Annotated in this window: 17 protein-coding genes; 11 read left to right on the top strand and 6 right to left on the bottom strand. The window is 40.8% G+C overall.

Features of this window, described 5'->3' with window-relative positions; all coding sequences use genetic code 11:
• Positions 1-34: 34 nt before the first annotated feature.
• Positions 35-1,207 (top strand): C69 family dipeptidase, encoded by a 1,173-nt coding sequence (locus THETH_RS08375; protein ID WP_013932920.1) that lies wholly within the window; start codon positions 35-37, stop codon positions 1,205-1,207.
• Between the two features lie 55 nt (positions 1,208-1,262).
• Here the strand turns inward: THETH_RS08375 and THETH_RS08370 are convergent, their stop codons facing one another.
• Both THETH_RS08370 and THETH_RS08365 read right to left on the bottom strand, forming a co-directional pair.
• Entirely contained in the window at positions 1,263-2,180 is a 918-nt protein-coding gene (locus THETH_RS08370) for a sugar phosphate isomerase/epimerase family protein (RefSeq protein WP_013932919.1), read from the bottom strand.
• Between the two features lie 53 nt (positions 2,181-2,233).
• Complete coding sequence (locus THETH_RS08365) at positions 2,234-2,836, bottom strand: substrate-binding domain-containing protein (RefSeq protein WP_281012070.1); 603 nt, start codon at positions 2,834-2,836, stop codon at positions 2,234-2,236.
• A 100-nt stretch (positions 2,837-2,936) separates the two neighbouring features.
• Here THETH_RS08365 and THETH_RS10965 point away from each other — a divergent pair, with 100 nt between their 5' ends.
• The 7 genes from THETH_RS10965 to THETH_RS08330 all read left to right on the top strand — a co-directional run bounded on the left by THETH_RS10965 (position 2,937) and on the right by THETH_RS08330 (position 10,037).
• Entirely contained in the window at positions 2,937-3,374 is a 438-nt protein-coding gene (locus THETH_RS10965) for a hypothetical protein (protein ID WP_013932601.1), read from the top strand.
• A gap of 80 nt (positions 3,375-3,454) precedes the next feature.
• The gene (gene obgE, locus THETH_RS08355) at positions 3,455-4,756 is read left to right on the top strand and encodes a GTPase ObgE (protein ID WP_013932918.1); all 1,302 of its coding nucleotides are present in this window, start codon (positions 3,455-3,457) and stop codon (positions 4,754-4,756) included.
• Positions 4,728-5,336 carry a nicotinate (nicotinamide) nucleotide adenylyltransferase gene (gene nadD, locus THETH_RS08350; RefSeq protein ID WP_013932917.1) on the top strand — a complete coding sequence of 203 codons (609 nt, stop codon included), beginning with the start codon at positions 4,728-4,730 and terminating at the stop codon, positions 5,334-5,336. Before obgE ends, nadD begins: the two co-directional genes overlap by 29 nt.
• Positions 5,337-5,364: 28 nt before the next feature.
• Positions 5,365-6,291 (top strand): tRNA dihydrouridine synthase, encoded by a 927-nt coding sequence (locus THETH_RS08345; RefSeq protein WP_041446442.1) that lies wholly within the window; start codon positions 5,365-5,367, stop codon positions 6,289-6,291.
• A 5-nt stretch (positions 6,292-6,296) separates the two neighbouring features.
• Positions 6,297-7,661, top strand: a complete 1,365-nt coding sequence (locus THETH_RS08340; RefSeq protein WP_013932915.1) for a Do family serine endopeptidase — start codon at positions 6,297-6,299, stop codon at positions 7,659-7,661.
• 50 nt (positions 7,662-7,711) lie between these two features.
• Positions 7,712-8,413, top strand: coding sequence for a hypothetical protein (locus tag THETH_RS08335; RefSeq protein WP_013932914.1), 702 nt, complete (start codon positions 7,712-7,714; stop codon positions 8,411-8,413).
• A 25-nt stretch (positions 8,414-8,438) separates the two neighbouring features.
• Positions 8,439-10,037, top strand: coding sequence for a PEGA domain-containing protein (locus THETH_RS08330; RefSeq protein ID WP_013932913.1), 1,599 nt, complete (start codon positions 8,439-8,441; stop codon positions 10,035-10,037).
• A 28-nt stretch (positions 10,038-10,065) separates the two neighbouring features.
• Here the strand turns inward: THETH_RS08330 and THETH_RS08325 are convergent, their stop codons facing one another.
• On the bottom strand, positions 10,066-10,710 hold the full coding sequence (locus THETH_RS08325; RefSeq protein WP_013932912.1) for a CBS domain-containing protein: 645 nt from the start codon (positions 10,708-10,710) through the stop codon (positions 10,066-10,068).
• Between the two features lie 79 nt (positions 10,711-10,789).
• Positions 10,790-11,974 carry an S-layer homology domain-containing protein gene (locus THETH_RS08320; RefSeq protein ID WP_013932911.1) on the bottom strand — a complete coding sequence of 395 codons (1,185 nt, stop codon included), beginning with the start codon at positions 11,972-11,974 and terminating at the stop codon, positions 10,790-10,792.
• Positions 11,975-12,139: 165 nt separating this feature from the next.
• Between THETH_RS08320 and THETH_RS08315 the strand changes: the two genes are divergently transcribed.
• Both THETH_RS08315 and THETH_RS08310 read left to right on the top strand, forming a co-directional pair.
• A complete protein-coding gene (locus THETH_RS08315) occupies positions 12,140-12,787 on the top strand; it encodes a cytochrome c biogenesis CcdA family protein (protein ID WP_013932910.1) in 648 nt (215 codons plus the stop codon).
• 13 nt (positions 12,788-12,800) lie between these two features.
• Positions 12,801-13,463 (top strand): thioredoxin family protein, encoded by a 663-nt coding sequence (locus tag THETH_RS08310; protein ID WP_013932909.1) that lies wholly within the window; start codon positions 12,801-12,803, stop codon positions 13,461-13,463.
• Position 13,464: 1 nt separating this feature from the next.
• On the opposite strand, the gene THETH_RS08305 is transcribed toward THETH_RS08310, so the two are convergent.
• The gene (locus THETH_RS08305) at positions 13,465-14,142 is read right to left on the bottom strand and encodes a hypothetical protein (protein ID WP_013932908.1); all 678 of its coding nucleotides are present in this window, start codon (positions 14,140-14,142) and stop codon (positions 13,465-13,467) included.
• A 194-nt stretch (positions 14,143-14,336) separates the two neighbouring features.
• Between THETH_RS08305 and THETH_RS08300 the strand changes: the two genes are divergently transcribed.
• Positions 14,337-14,561, top strand: coding sequence for a hypothetical protein (locus tag THETH_RS08300; RefSeq protein ID WP_013932907.1), 225 nt, complete (start codon positions 14,337-14,339; stop codon positions 14,559-14,561).
• Here THETH_RS08300 and THETH_RS08295 read toward each other — a convergent pair.
• Positions 14,558-15,787 carry an IS256 family transposase gene (locus THETH_RS08295; RefSeq protein WP_041446485.1) on the bottom strand — a complete coding sequence of 410 codons (1,230 nt, stop codon included), beginning with the start codon at positions 15,785-15,787 and terminating at the stop codon, positions 14,558-14,560. The two genes, THETH_RS08300 and THETH_RS08295, sit on opposite strands and share 4 nt — an antisense overlap.
• Positions 15,788-16,069: the final 282 nt, after the last annotated feature.

Raw genomic sequence — 16,069 nt, 5'->3', positions numbered from 1 at the left:
GTCGCACTATAATATTTTCATGAGGTGATTCAATTTGTGTGATACACTTGTTGCCCTAAAGAACTCCACGAAGAATGGTTCTGTGATTTTTGCAAAAAACAGCGATAGAGAAAAAGATGAACCACATGTGATCGTTTATGTCCCACGCAAGAGACACCCAAAAGGTTCAAAGCTGAAATGCACTTATATAGAAATTGAACAAGTTGAAGAAACCTATGAATGCATTTTGTTCAAACCCTCGTGGATCTGGGGAGCGGAAATGGGTGTCAACGAATACGGAGTTGTTATAGGAAACGAAGCCGTTTTCACCATTGAAAAACAAGGACCAGATGCTTTGCTTGGTATGGATATTCTGCGCATAGCTTTGGAAAGAAGCAAGAATGCATTAGAAGCAGTTAAAGTTTGTATCAAAATGCTTGAAATCTATGGACAAGGTGGAAAATGTGGCTATACGAAAAATCTTAGGTATCACAACAGCTTTTTGATCGCAGATTTCAACTCGGCTTATGTTCTTGAAACTGCGGGAAAGTTTTGGACTGTGAAGAAGGTTCAAGATGTTTGGTCCATATCAAATTCTCTAAGCTTGAGAGATGATTATGATTTTTCAAGTTTCACGCACAACAGTGATCTTGAACCACTTTCAAAACCTAGTCAAAAAGTCGATTTTAAACTCAGATTTGAAAATAAACTCATAACCGCAATCGCACAAGGAGATTTTCGAAGGAAAATAACTTTTGAATTTTTAAAGCAAAACCAAGGAACACTAACAATAGAAGATTTTATGAAAATACTTTGCCATCATTACAATCTAAAGAGTTTGAATTTCTTCAACGGTTCAATGAAAAACATATGCATGCACCACGGTAGTTTGATTTCAAGCGAAACAACTGGTAGTATGATCGTTGAACTCAAAGATGGAAACATAGAGATCTGGGCAACGGGTTCTCCCTTGCCTTGTTTGTCTGTGTACAAACCGATATGGTTCGTTGGAAAAGAATTGCTTTGGAAAGAGGAAGAACAAAAGGAAGCGATAATCTACTGGATCAAAGAAAGGGAGAAAATCTATCGTGCACTGAAAGACAGCAGAGAAAGAGAAAAATACATCAAAAATAAAGATGAACTTGAGAAACAACTGTTGATGAAAGCAAAAACGGCTTTGACGGACGAGGAAAGACTAAACGTAATGAAAATGGCTTGGGAAAAGTAGATTTTATGTCTTAAAAAAAGCAGAGCCATTTGGCTCTGCAAAGAGAAGTTTGCATTTATACAAATTGTTTCAAATGTTTCAAGCCAATTGTCAAACCTTTTTTTGCTTTATCAACAGTTCCAACCCACACTGGATCTTCATGCTCAATGCTGATGACAAAATCATAGCCAATCTTTTTAAGCGCTTTTATAAATTCTTGCCAATCTATTTCACCAAAACCAGGTAACCTGTAAGTCCACCAACTCTTGCCGTGGAAATTTGTTCCAAAGTGTCCAAAGATTCCTTGATCGGTCAAAAGCTCATGGTTTATTTCTGTATCCTTTGCGTGAACATGAAAGATTCTGTCTTTGAATTCATCGAGCACTTTGATGTAATCAATTCCCAACCAGTGGAGATGAGATGGATCCAGGTTAATTCCAAAGGAATCTGGTGTTATCCTAAAAATCTCGCGCCAAAGTTGCGGAGAATAGAATATGTTTCCTATCTTTTCTTCCTGCTGCCAACCAACCATTGGACAATTTTCTATCATCAACTTGACATTCTTGCTTTCTGCATAAGCAATGATTGGTTTGAAAACCTTTTCAAATTCCTTGATGTTCTCCTCCACGCCTTTTCTGATATCCCTTCCTATAAAAGTTCCAACTAGTTCAACACCAAGCATACTAGCCGCGTCTATGACTTTCTTTAAATGTTCGTTGATTGTTTTTCTTTTCTCTTCATTAGCATCCAAGTTGTTGTCATAATAAGCCAAAGATGAAATGATAAGACCATACTTTTCAAAAAGCGCTTTTATTTCCTCCGCCTTACTTTTTGTTAATCCTTCAACATTTATGGTTGTTGACGAAAAATCTCTTTCATTCACAAGTGGCCAGGCTGCTACTTCTAATGCTTCAAAACCTACGCTTGCAGCCCATGGCACTATCTCTTCAAGCTTTGTATTTCCTAAAGCAACCGTTAAAAATCCTATCTTCATTACAGCACCTCCAAAAAGCGGGGGAGATTATCCCCCGCTTTTATTCTTTCAAATTAGAACACGGAATCTGGGAAGTAATACAAATGAGCATTTTCTCTTGTAACCATTTCCGTTGCAAGGATTATCTTTCTCGGAATACCTCTTTGGTAGAATCCGTTCAGCGATTCTCCACGAAGAGCCATAACAGCCAAGTTAATTGCCGTAGCTATCATGTTTGGTGGATAAGTGAAGTTGACTTCTATCAGTGGATCGCCATCCATGATTCTTTTGACCATGTTCTTTTCGCATGCACCACCAACCAAAACTATATCCTTTGCTCTACCAGCTTGTTGCAGGGCTAGCAAGACTCCATAAAGCATATCGTCATCACCGGTCCATACAGCGTCGATCTTGGGGAACTTGGTAAGCAACGTTTGCATGACTTCAAAGGCTTTTTCTCTGTTCCAATATCCAGGTTGCTGAGCTATTATCTTAATATCAGGATAAGGTGCAAGAGCATCCTTGAAAGCTTTGACTCTTTCTTCGTTGATTGGTGAGGGTATTCCTTCAATGATGACCACATTACCTTTACCCTTCAGCTTTTCTGCGATGTACTTTGGAGGTGTCAACTTAAGCCGGGAAATACGATAAAATAAACGGGAACCAACTCTTCTCACCGAAAGGAGGTTCCCGTGAATATGAAAGTTACAACAACAAATATCACCGAGTACCTATACCAAATTATACCAAACCTTTTTCAAAGACAAAGAGTTCCACATGAGGCGAAAGTATGAACTTGCATTAAGGAAGGCAGCAGCCATAATTGGAGTCAGTCATGAAGCCTTGAGGAAATGGTGGACAAGGATGAATGCTGAGAAGATAGAAGGCAAAGCAGTAGTAGCTATAGACGAGATGAAGGTGAACATAAATGAGGTTAAGAGGAAGAAAGTGATCTATGCGTTGGTCAGTAAGACACGAGAGAAAGGCAAAGCAGGGCCATGGTACTGGGAAGCGAGAAAAAAGAATATGGGATATTGGGAACACGAGCATGAGAGGTTTGGGGAAAGAAGTCTTGTTGAGAGTGTGATAGGGATAAAAAGGTACAGGCTGAGGCGTTTTAACATAAGCAGGTTATGGTACAAGAGGAGGGATGAGGACATAGTTAAGTGGCTATTTCCATTTCTTCTATTAGTGCAGTTTTCCTTCTTAAGTTGACAGGTCCTTCGTTGGAAAATAATTATCGAGTGTAATTCCAAAGCCATAGTAAAATTTATTCTGTGGTGAGGTGACCCGATTTGAACAAAGAAGATTTCGTTGACAAGGTCAAAATATTTGTCAAAGGCGGAGATGGCGGAAACGGCGCTGTCAGTTTTAGAAGGGAAAAGTATGTGCCAAAAGGTGGTCCGGACGGCGGAGACGGCGGGGATGGCGGTTTTGTCATCCTGAGAGCCAACGCCAACCTTTCCACTTTGCTTAACTTCAAATACCAAAGAAAGTTCATCGCTCCGAGCGGCGAAAACGGCAAAGGAAAAAAGATGGCTGGTAAAAACGGCGAGGATTTGATAATAGATGTTCCTGTTGGAACTGTCGTTCGCGATGCTGAAACCGGAGAAATTTTAGCAGACCTTGATAAAGACGGCATGATGGTTTGTGTTGCAAGAGGTGGAAAAGGCGGCAGGGGCAACGTTCACTTTGCCAACAGTGTTTTAAGAGCCCCGATGATAGCCGAAAACGGAGATGAAGGAGAAAGCCGCTGGCTTGAACTTGAACTTAAACTTCTTGCCGACGTTGGACTAGTTGGTTTTCCAAACGTTGGAAAATCTTCTTTAATTGCAGCGATGAGCAACGCAAAACCAAAGATAGCGCCATATCCATTCACAACACTTGTTCCAAACCTTGGTGTTGTGAAAATAGACGAACTTAACGAATTCGTCCTAGCCGACATCCCAGGTTTGATCGAAGGTGCGCACAAAGGCTTGGGCTTGGGTAATTTGTTCTTGCGCCACATCGAAAGATGCGGAGTCTTGGCACACGTTGTGGACATTGCGGAAACTGAAGGAAGATCATTTTTGAAGGATTACGATACTATCATGGATGAACTTGCAAAATACAGCGAAGAACTTGTCAAAAAAGCCTTAATCGTTGTTGCCAACAAAATAGATCTTCTTGAGGAAGACGAAGTGATAAAACGCGTTAAGGAACTTGAAAAACATTCACAAAAAGAAGTGATACCAGTTTCTGCCTTGGCGAGGATTAACATAGATACTTTGAAGAGAAGGCTTTATCAACTCGTTGGTGAAAGCAGATTGGCAAGAAAACCAAAAGAAGCCCCGCCTTTTGAAAAACCAAAACCAATTCGTAGGAAAATAGAGGAAAAATTTGATTATGAAATTAGAAAGGTCGAAGACGGCTTTGAAGTTTACGGTGAAGCGATAGAAAAATGGCTAAACAGATATCCAATAGAAAACAAGCACGCCATGGCGCGCTTCTTAGAACTTTTGGAAAAGAACCATCTGAGCGAAAGACTCAAGCAAATGGGTGCAAAGGACGGTGATACAGTTTACATCTATGGCTATGCTTTCGAATACCACGAGTAGGATAGGGCTCTTTGGTGGAACTTTCAACCCACCGCACGTCGGTCATATAATCATTGCACAATATGCTGTTGAGGAACTTGAGTTGGATCTTCTCTACGTGATTCCAACTTATAAACCTTGGCACAAATCCGAAATGTTGGCGCCCTTTGAAACAAGGTTTAACTGGTGTAAGGTGTGTTTTGAGAATGAAAAGATAAAGATCAGCGATTTTGAAAAAGTTCGCGGGGAAACGTCGTATTCGATATACGTTATAGAACATTTTGCAAATCTTCATCAAACTAAACCTTTCTTCATAGTTGGAGAAGACTGTCTTTCATACATAGAGAAATGGTACCGCTACAACGAACTTTTCGAAAAAAGCCATTTTGTTGTCTATCCAAGGTATTGCAATCGACCGTATGAGCAACATGCCAAAACAGCCCTTGGAAAACTTTACGAAACGATAATATTCCTGAACGCGCCTTTGGTACAAATTTCCTCAACTGAGATAAGGGAAAGGATAAAGAAAAATAAATCCATCAAGGGTATGGTTCATCCACAGATAGAAAAAGAGGTGATAGATTATTTCAAGCAATTTTGAATACCCTGGAAAGATTGGGCTTGCACCGATGGCAGGAATAACATCTAGACCTTTTAGAAAAATCTGCTCCCTCTGGGGAGCAGAATTTTCATATACTGAAATGATAAGCGCTGAAAGCGTGCTAAGGGCTTTCAAAGTGGTTCAAAAGATGCTACCAGATGAGGAAGAAAAAAACGTGGCAGTACAACTTTTTGGAAACGATCCAAATCGAATGGCTCAAGCAGCAAAAGTTGTAGAACCCTTTGCTTGTTGGATAAACATCAACGCAGCTTGTCCTGCGAAAAAAGTTTTGAAAAAAGGCAGCGGTGGTGCGCTGCTCAAAGACCTTGAGAGACTGAAAGCGATAATCTCTGCAGTCAAGAATGCTGTGCAAAGACCTGTGACTGTCAAAGTAAGAATAGGCTTTGAAGAGAATGAACTTGAAAAGATCATGCAAGTTTGCATTGATGCAGGAGCAGACGGTGTAGAAGTTCATGGAAGAACCGTTGAACAAGGCTACGGTGGAAAAGCCATTTGGGATTTAAAACTTGACCAGTACGAAGTTGCGACTGTCATAAGCGGGGACATTTACGAGCCACAGGATGTGGAAAAAGCTTTGTCAATTTCAGGTGCACAAGCTGTTTTGATAGCCAGGGGAGCTTTGAGAAAACCTTGGATTTTTGCCCAACTTAAAGGAAAAAACCCCACGGTTGAAGAGATCAAAAACATGTTTTTACTGCATCTGAAAATGCTGATCGACCTTGAGGGTCCAAGGAGTTTTTACAAACTAAGGCAATTCGTTGCAGGCTACACCCACGGAATGCCCGGCGCAAGGATGTTCAGAGAAAGGTTCATGCTGGCAAACAGTCCAGAAGAACAACAGCAATTGATCAATGAGTTTTTTAATCAACTTTTAATGAACAACCAGGAAAATGAAGTTGTCAAACCAATTGAAGAACTATCCAAGGAGGTGTAGTGCAAATGAAGAAAGCATTCATCTTAGCAATCTTGATTTTGAGTGTGGGAATTTTTGCCTATGTGAATCCTGGTTATGAAAGCCCGATAGTGGCTGTTGTGGAATACGCCGCACCCGCAGTCGTGAAAATCGAAGCGGTGAAACAAACCACATCGCCCTTCTATGATCCGTTCTTTGAAGAATTTTTCAGAAGATGGTTTGGTTACTCACCATTTGGAGGTCAGCAGACAACAAGCCTTGGCTCAGGTTTCATCTTTGACAAGGAAGGTTATATTCTCACAAACGAACATGTGGTAAGCGGTGCAAGAGAGATCACAGTTACCCTGCTGGATGGATCCACATACAAAGCCGAATACATAGGTGGAGACGCTGAACTTGACATTGCGGTGATAAAGATCAACCCAGATAAGGAACTACATGCCCTTGAATTTGGCGATTCTGATGCTGTGAAAATAGGTGAATGGGTAATAGCAATTGGAAACCCACTTGGTTTCCAACATACGGTGACAATAGGTGTTGTCAGCGCAACAGGTAGAAGAATTCCAAAACCAGATGGTTCTGGTTACTACACAAACTTGATTCAAACGGATGCTGCGATTAACCCTGGAAACAGCGGTGGACCGCTTTTGAACATCCACGGGCAAGTCATTGGTATCAACACGGCTATTGTCAACCCACAGCAAGGTATCAATCTTGGATTTGCAATACCTATCAACACAGTGAAAAGATTCTTAGATCAACTTGTGGCAACTGGAAAGGTTCAAAAGGCTTACCTTGGTGTAAGAGTTAAAACCGTAACTCCAGAACTTGCGAAAGCAATGGGACTGAAAGTTGACAAAGGTGTGCTAGTTGTTCAAGTTCTGGAGAATTCTCCAGCCCAAAGAGCAGGACTTAAAGAAAACGACGTCATAGTTAGGTTTGACGGAAGTTCAGTAACATCCGATTCGGAATTTGTCAGTTTGATAAGAAGTCATGCTCCAGGCGACACAGTGACACTTGTTGTAAACCGTGGTGGAAAAGAATTGACAATACCAGTCACACTTGGAAGTGCAACCGAAGAAATACCAACAGCGACAGTTCAAGCAAGAGAATTCGCAGGTCTTGTGGTTGACGAGATAACCAACGCAGACAGGGAAAACTATAGGATCCCAACATCGGTTAACGGTGTAATCGTTAGACAGGTCAAGCAGTCTTCGCAGATTCAGGTTGGTGATGTCATTTATCAAATTGCGGTCAGTGGAAGAACTTACGAAATCAATTCAGTAAAGGATTGGAACAGCGTGGTGGACAGAATCAAGCAAGGCGATTTTGTAGCATTCTTCGTCTATCGAAGAGGTACGAAGATGATTTACAGTTTCACTTATCGATGAGAAATTGCGGCTGGTTCATACCAGCCGCAATCGTCTAAAAGGGTGGTGGTATGAAAGGTAAATGGTTTTTACTGATTTTGGCAGCATTAGTTGTAGTGGCTCTGTTGGCGTCGTGTGGTGGAGTATCACCAAGGGTAAAACCAGCATATTGGCACAATATAGGCGAAATCATTGCCAAGAATGCCGACAATGAAGCCAAAGAGATTGCAAATGCTAACTACGGCAACAAACGGACAATCTTTCTATGGTACGATTATGATGCCACACCGACTGGATACAGCGCTCGTGAAGGTTGGCTGACTGGCTCGCTAACGGGTGTCCAAGATAAGGACGTGTACCTAAACAATGTGTTCAAGGGTAATTATAGCGATCCTAGCAATATTCAAGGTATCATATCTGCTATCGGAAGTGATTTAAAAGACTCTCCGGCAAGTTCTAACTTAACGATGTATCTAAGGTCAGAAGACGGTGTATTCTGGAGTTTAGTGATAGGTGTTGGAACTGAAACAAAGCAAGCTGGTGGAACATACGTTTTTGTGGTATTTAATCCAGATCCCGTTTTTCCAAACGTTCCTCTATACAAAGTCGAAGATGTTCAAGTGGAGGCGAATTGGAAAAACATTAATATTAACCCTTGGAAAAACAAGCTGCCTGCTGCGCACAAAGGTTATGCACTTTTCGAGATCTCATTATCTGAATCTGTATATAAAATCGTTGATGCCCTGGTTTTGAATCCTCGTTGGTATTGGTAAGCAAACAGAAAGGGGGCTCTCTGAAATGAAAAAGTCCTTGATTGTTTTCCTGGTAATTTCACTTGTGGCTGTCAGTTTCGCGGAGATAAACCTGAGAAATATCATAATCGTTCCCAAACCGTCGGATCTTGAGGTTAAAGTCTGGCTGAATAAGCCCGAAGGTTCTGTATATCAAATCGACGAAAAAATCGAAATATTTTTCAGGGTGAACAAGAGTTGTTATGTTTCAATTTATAGCATCGGTGCCGATGGAAAAATCACGTTACTTTTCCCAAATAGGTTTGATCAAAATAACTATGTAATGCCAAATGTGAACTACAAGATTCCAACATCGGACAAGTACTTTTTGAAGGTTGCCCCTCCAGAGGGTAAAGCGTTCGTCCAAATAATAGCCAGTACAAGTTTCATACCAATACTTCAACAACTAAAAGATCTTGGTACACGTCAGCTTTTTCCAATCTTGAGCGAAGAAGGAGAAAGGTATATTCAGCAACAAATAATCCCATATCTGACTGGTAACTGGGTTAGCGACGTAACTTACTACTACGTCGGCAGAACTCCAAGAACTGGCACTGTGAGGCTTGAATCCGTACCAACCGGTGCATATGTTTATGTCGATGGAAGATACGTTGGCAGAACTCCACAAACAGTGACGCTGGATGAAGGCTCACATTTTGCCACTTTCTACCACGACGGTCGGACGATTACAGAGACGTTCACAGTTGTAGCGGGTAGGACTATAACTGTCACCGCAGTATTCCAAAGAACAACGATAGACGTCAGATCAACCCCAACTGAAGCTCAAGTCTTTCTCGATGGCGTTTTCATCGGTCTAACACCGCTTCAAACGGAAGTAACACCTGGTCAGCATACTTTGCTCATCACAAAGGAAGGCTATACACCTTTCCAGCAAACCTTTACGATTGTGGCAGGTGAAACAAGAATTTTCAACGTAACATTGACACGGGCAACGGCTACCTTGAGAATCTTCACCAACCCAACGGGAGCACAGATTTACATCGATGGAAGATACGTTGGAACAGCTCCTTCAAATGGTTTGTCGGTAACGGTTGATGCAGGGACAAGAACTATAACCGCAAGACTTCCAGACTACGAAGATGCCATGACAACAGTTACAATCAATCCTGGCGAAACAAGAACTGTCACTTTGACTTTAAGACCAATTCCAAGAACAGGTGTTTTGAACATTTTCACCACTCCGGTTGGTGCCTCAATCTTCATAGATGGTAGGTACGTTGGTACCACCACGGACCGTGGTTTGTCTGTCACAGTCGACGCAGGTGTTCGAGAAGTGAAGGCAACTTATCCAGATTACGAGGATAAAGTTATCAGTGTAGAGGTAAGAGCTGGAGAGACAAAGAGAATAGATTTGGTACTTGAACCTATAATAAGAACTTCAAGCGTTAGCATAAATTCAACCCCATCAGCTGCTTTGGTTTACGTGAACGGTTATTTGAGAGGTATAACACCTTTGAGAATTGATCTTGAATATGGAACATATGAAATAGTTTTGATCAAGGGAGGATACTACGCCGAAGTTTTCACCTTGGTTGTGGATAGACCGTCGATAACTATCTCAAGAACTTTAAGACCTATTCCATAGGCAAAAAGGGGCGCGCTTTGCGCCCCTTTTATTCTTTGACATTCACTATTGAAGCACCTACAATTCCTTCTAAAAACCTTTTTTCAAACTCAGAGCGATTTAGATTTCTCACCTTAACCAAAACTTCGTACTCCTCGGGAGATATCTCGTACGTTGCCACAGAAATCAAATCCCCACCGCATTGGTACATCAAATAGAGTATTTTGGAAAGAATTCCAGGTACATTTTGCAACCTGAAAACGTATCTGATGCCACTTTGTCTTGCTCCAAGCATTGTTATGAAAACTTTGAAAATATCGGTTTCTGTTATTATACCGACAAGTTTGCCTTCTTTTAAAACAACTAGCGATCCTATTTTGTTGTCTGCCATCAACTTGGCAGCTTCTTCTATTGGCGTGTCTGGATGAACGTGAATTACCTCTCTTTTCATGATTTGTTTAACCTTTAACTTGCTGAGCAAGCTTGTCATTTCCCACATATCAAGCGTTGTTGCCTGCGAAGGGGAAGCTTTGAAAAGGTCTTTTTCAGTTATTATCCCAACAACCTCTCCATTTTCTTTAACGACGGGAAGTCTTCTCACGTTTTTTTGTCTCATCAAATCCATGGCATCGAAGAAAGAAGCTTCTGGCGATATTGTAACAACGTTCTTCGTCATCACGTCTTTTACAAACATCTGATCACCTCAAGGTTATTCTACAACAAAAGGGGACCTTTGTGGTCCCCTTTTAGATTTTAATCCTAGTAAGTAATTCTTATTGACTTCCGCCAGCACCCATCAGCAAACCAAGAAGACCAAGCACAACACCTGCTGCACCAGCTATTACACCTATTAAAGCCATGTTGTAGGTATCGTTGATCTTTTTGGAAAGATCAACTGTTGCTGCTTCAACATCGGTCTTCCATGGTTTTGCATCCACGGTTTTCTTAACTGCTGCGACTTCGGATTCAACATTTGAAACTCTTTGGTTTATGTTGACAATTTGTCCAGATATAGTTCCAACGTTTTCTTCAAGTCTTGTGATTTTCCTTGTCGCATCGGTTGCCGCTGCAACATCTCTTTTCAGCTTTTCAACATCTGTGGCCAAAGAGGCAACTTGTCCTTCCAAAACTGAAAGTCTTGCATCAAGCTGTTTTGTGGATGTATCAAGTGCTTTTCTCAAAGTGTCAACATCTGTTGCTAATTTTGCCTCAAGTGAAGCCACCCTTGTTTCGAGGTTTGAAACGCTTGTCCTCAAGACCGTAAGTGCTTGCAAATTGGCTTCAAGGGTTTCAACCCTCTTTGTCAAAGCCGATACGCTTGCTTTGACTTCATCGACGTTCTTGTTCACGTTGTTGATGGATGCTTGAAGTTGAGACAAAACTTGAGCCGAAACTTGTGCTTGCAAATCGGCTACGGATTTTTCAACCGCTGCAACTTTTGCGGAAAGCTGGTTGAAGTTTGTGGAAAGTTGATTGTAAAGAGTCATTACTTTATTTTCTGAAGCAGCTATCATTGTCGGAACATCTTTCTTCAACTGTCCAATTTCAACCACCGTGGTCTTCAAGTTGGCAATTTCTGCTAGAACGGTTTGAAGTACTTGATCTGTCGCAGCTATCTGTTCGCTTTGTCTTTGAGTTCTATTAATAGCGGTGCTAACAAGATCCTCCACCGTTGACAATCTTCTGAGTATCCCTTGAACGTCTCCAGCTGCTGCACTCTTTTCAATTTGAGTGGCTAAATAATCAAGAAGTTTTTTCAAAGCCACCGCAACCTGATACCTCGTCATGGGGTTGTTACCCTGAAAAGTGCCATCCGGCATACCTGAAATGATACCGAGTTTTGCAAGTTGTGTAACCGCTTCATATGCCCAGTGGTTAACAGGTACATCACTAAAAGCCTGTGCGTACAAAACAGCTGCAACAACAAGTAGAACTACTGCTAAAAAGACCTTCTTCACCTATACCACCTCCACAAAGTGTGATTTCTGTCGATATTCTACCACAGGATCCAATTCTTAGACAGTCCCAAACAGTTTCTTGTTTTTCCTAACTCTCAGAGTTGCAAACTTTTCCTAAAGTGGTATAATTTAGACTGAAATAGTCTAAATTTTGAGGTGATAAAAATGGAATTAGCCTTTGTGAACGTTGATTTCTTCACAGCATTAGCCCACGGTCTTTTGGCTTTTTTTAGCCCATGTGTTATACCTCTTGTTCCTTCTTTTGTTGCCCTTGTTTTATCTGAGAAAGGTACAAAGAGTTTTTTTAGAATTCTTGGTTTCTTTATGGGTCTGTCTGGAACATTTTCGGTTCTTGGGGCAATTGGTGGATCTTTTGGAATGCTTTTTGATAGAACAATCACTAGATACATAGCAGGTTCTTTGATACTTGCCATGGGAATAGTTTTTCTTTTGCAACTACAGCTTTTCAAGGTAAAAGTTTTCAATCTTTACAAATTCAAATCCGGTGGTTTTCTAAGTGGTTTAATCGTTGGAGTTGGAATCGGTCTAATTTGGATACCGTGTACAAGTCCCATTTTGGCTTCAATTTTGATCCTCGCTTCAACAAAAGGAACTGCTTTAAAAGGAGCGTGGCTTCTGTTTGTTTACTCGATGGGAATTTCTATCCCGTTTCTAACCGTTGGTGGATTGGTTTCAAGATGGTTTTCCAAAGTTACCTTCGGAAAACCACTATGGGAAAAGATCGTGAAAATCGCCGCTTTTTTGCTCCTGTCAACAGTTGGTCTTTTGATACTCTTTGGGATTTATCTTTAAAGGAGGTTAAAGTATGAAAAAAGTTTTTGGTGTGATTTTCGTTGTACTTTCAGTGATTACGTTTTCAAAAACCATATTGTTTGACGACGTCGATGTTGCAGCAAATCTTGCAAGAATTGAACAGAAAAAACTTGCCATAGTTTTTACGACAGCCACTTGTCCATACTGTGTTAAGCTGAAAAACGAAACTTTGAAGGATAAAACCGTTGAACAATTGATAAAGGCAAACTTTGTATTCGTCGAAGTCATGTACGATTCTTCGAGGAAAACAACTGTCTTTGGCAGACAAATGAGCTATTCAGAGCTATTTTCCTATTTTTCGGTAAGAGGAGTTCCAACCACTTGGTTTTTGGATCAAAATGCAAAACCAATTGTTTCTCTTCCTGGATATGCACCTGCAGCTACCTTCGCACAGGTTTTGAGATACGTCTACCAAGAAATCAAAGAGGATTTTCAAAGTTACTCGAGAAAGAAAGACGATTTCGTTGGAGAAGTAAAGTTAATCGAGGTTTCAGAAGAGGAAGCTCAATACGTTTTAAAGCACGACCCAAATGCTGTTTTTGTGGAATCGATGCCAAGTGAGGTTGATATTTTCAAAGTTCACGTGACAAAAGATGAAGTACTTGCGAAAAAGCTAAGCGAAACTGGTGTGTTCAGAGTATTGCTGGCAAAATAATTCACGCTTGTTTTTGCTTTTCTTTTTCAGCTTTCTTCATCAAAACAAGCGATAAAAATAGTATAACTACTGTCAAAATCGCTACAACAACCAAAACCGCTGTTTCTGAGAAGGCATTGATTGTTTCTTGCATGTCCCTTGTGTACAAATAATAAATCCAACCAACAGCTTCAACGGCAAGGATGAAAGATCCACAGATTGCACCAATCACCGCAACTATCGTAGAACTTTTTCTTATGGCAAGCAATCCCCCAATGACACCTATTACTGCGGAAAATCCAAGCAGTATGGCAAACCAATTCTCTTGGATAAACGAATTTAACTTCGATGTCAATTCAAAGTTTTTAAAGATCATATCCACCACAAAGTAAGTTACTGCTCCAAAAACAAAAAAGCCAACTAAAAACACGAATATTTTGTAAAGCAAATACAAAACAATGGCACCGATCAACCCTGCGATTATCAAAGCTATTAAGTAATTATTAGAAACCCAGTTTTTAATCTTATCAAATCTTTCGATGAGTATCGGCAATAAAACATATCCCCCAAGAATAAAGCCAAAAAAGCTAATAGCAACCCTTTCCACATATTTTGCTGCAAAAACCAAAAAGAAAGCTATTGGTACGAGTATGTACCAAAGATCCAAAACGTACAAAAGTTGATTTCCAAGATCTCCCATAAGCTTTTCCTCCTTGAGATATTATAATATTTGAATTAGGAGGTGTCAACTTAAGCCGGGAAAGATAAAATAAACGGGAACCAACTCTTCTCACCGAAAGGAGGTTCCCGTAAAGATGAAAGTTACAACAACAAATATCACCGAGTACCTATACCAAATTATACCAAACCTTTTTCAAAGACAAAGAGTTCCACATGAGGCGAAAGTATGAACTTGCATTAAGGAAGGCAGCAGCCATAATTGGAGTCAGTCATGAAGCCTTGAGGAAATGGTGGACGAGGATGAATGCTGAGAAGATAGAAGGCAATGCAGTAGTAGCTATAGACGAGATGAAGGTGAACATAAATGAGGTTAAGAGGAAGAAAGTGATCTATGCGTTGGTCAGTAAGACACGAGAGAAAGGCAAAGCAGAGACTTAGGGTGAATTTTGTGTCTGGACAAAATACCTCAGTTGAAACATCTGGTTCAGCTCATACATACATCCCTTTACCCTCATTATCCCGTTCCTCCATTTTGTCTCCCTCAGGTTCTTCCTGTGCAAATATACGCTTAACTCCAATAGCTCAACACTCCCAAAATATCCCCCACTTTTAATCCTTACTCGCTCTATCTTGCTGTTTATGCTCTCCACCGCATTCGTCGTGTATATGTATCCCCTCAATTCCTCAGGATATTTCGTATATGCCACGTATTTCTCTTTCTTACCCTCCAAATATCTCACAAAACTCGGATACTCCTCTTTGTACTTCTCAAGCAGCTTCCCCATCTTCCCTAATGCCTCTTCATAGCTGAGTTTCTTCAATTCGTCCAACCCTTCCTTGAACCCCTTCGCATCCTCTCGCTTCATTTGCCTATCCGCATTCCTCTTCAAATGCTTCACACAAAGCTGGTGATCCGCTAATGGATATACCATCCTTATTATCTCCCCTAAGCCACTTAAATCGTCGCTTACTACTACCATCACCCTCTTCAAGCCACGTCTCACCAAATCCTCAAATACCTTCCCCCATTCCACCCTGCTCTCCTTACCCAAATACGTGTACAAACCGTATATGTCCTTCTTCCCCTCCATGTCTATCCCCAATACTATGTAGCATACCCCATACCTTACTTTCCCTTCTTCCCTTATCTCACTGTGGTAACCATCTATTATTAGCGCAAATGCCTCACTCGGTAGCTCCCTCTCCTTGAACCATCTCAATTCTTCCTTCAACCCTTCCTTTATCCTCTCAAGCTCCTTCTCCGAGTATGGTAACCCTAACCTCTTCAAAACACTCATTATCTCAGACTCCGAAAACCCACTCGCTATCATCGATTCCAATAACTTAACATACGATTCGTCCAGCCTCTTGTACTTTTCCTTCAATAAATGTGGCCTAAAACCGCCTTTCCTCGTCCTCGGTACTTCAAGTTCCAAAATTCCATACGTGCTGTAAAGATCCCTTTCATACTTCCCGTTCCCTTTGTCCCCTTCCTCAGTCTCAAGATATATCTTTCTCTCTGAAAGCATTATCGTGTTCAAAAGCCTTTCAAACAAATCTGCAAGTGTTTCCCTTTGCTTTTGATCAGAATCATCCGCATATTCCTTAAGCAACATCTCTAAAGACCTTTTCTTGACTTGTTCAAAGTATTCCCTGTCTTCCAGAAATTTGTTCGACATGCCCGACACCTCCTTATTGTACAATAATCTTACCACCAGACACAAAATTATCCGAACTCCCGTATTATGAGAGTTATGAGTTTAGCGAAAGTGCGTAGAAGACTGTCTAAAAATTCGGGGAGCATTACATAATAATCACAAGTGGTCAACAACAAACAAGATACTACGGAAGTTATTATGACAATCCGACATACATAGTGATTTATAATGAACAAGGAGAGAGAGTAGCTGGAGCGTGGTTTGATGAAAATGAAAAAGAAAGAACAG

Origin of the sequence: Pseudothermotoga thermarum DSM 5069, from assembly GCF_000217815.1 — a bacterium.
Taxonomy (GTDB): domain Bacteria; phylum Thermotogota; class Thermotogae; order Thermotogales; family DSM-5069; genus Pseudothermotoga; species Pseudothermotoga thermarum.
The sequence above is the reverse complement of the archived record's forward strand: the minus strand, read 5'-3'. Positions and strand labels throughout refer to the sequence as shown.

Coding starts and splice junctions, on each gene's coding strand:
- THETH_RS08370 (WP_013932919.1), bottom strand. CDS start 2,180: ATGAAGATAGGATTTTTAACGGTTGCTTTAGGAAATACAAAGCTTGAA.
- THETH_RS10965 (WP_013932601.1), top strand. CDS start 2,937: ATGAGGCGAAAGTATGAACTTGCATTAAGGAAGGCAGCAGCCATAATT.
- nadD (WP_013932917.1), top strand. CDS start 4,728: ATGGCTATGCTTTCGAATACCACGAGTAGGATAGGGCTCTTTGGTGGA.
- THETH_RS08345 (WP_041446442.1), top strand. CDS start 5,365: ATGGCAGGAATAACATCTAGACCTTTTAGAAAAATCTGCTCCCTCTGG.
- THETH_RS08340 (WP_013932915.1), top strand. CDS start 6,297: ATGAAGAAAGCATTCATCTTAGCAATCTTGATTTTGAGTGTGGGAATT.
- THETH_RS08335 (WP_013932914.1), top strand. CDS start 7,712: ATGAAAGGTAAATGGTTTTTACTGATTTTGGCAGCATTAGTTGTAGTG.
- THETH_RS08330 (WP_013932913.1), top strand. CDS start 8,439: ATGAAAAAGTCCTTGATTGTTTTCCTGGTAATTTCACTTGTGGCTGTC.
- THETH_RS08325 (WP_013932912.1), bottom strand. CDS start 10,710: ATGTTTGTAAAAGACGTGATGACGAAGAACGTTGTTACAATATCGCCA.
- THETH_RS08315 (WP_013932910.1), top strand. CDS start 12,140: ATGGAATTAGCCTTTGTGAACGTTGATTTCTTCACAGCATTAGCCCAC.
- THETH_RS08310 (WP_013932909.1), top strand. CDS start 12,801: ATGAAAAAAGTTTTTGGTGTGATTTTCGTTGTACTTTCAGTGATTACG.
- THETH_RS08305 (WP_013932908.1), bottom strand. CDS start 14,142: ATGGGAGATCTTGGAAATCAACTTTTGTACGTTTTGGATCTTTGGTAC.
- THETH_RS08300 (WP_013932907.1), top strand. CDS start 14,337: ATGAGGCGAAAGTATGAACTTGCATTAAGGAAGGCAGCAGCCATAATT.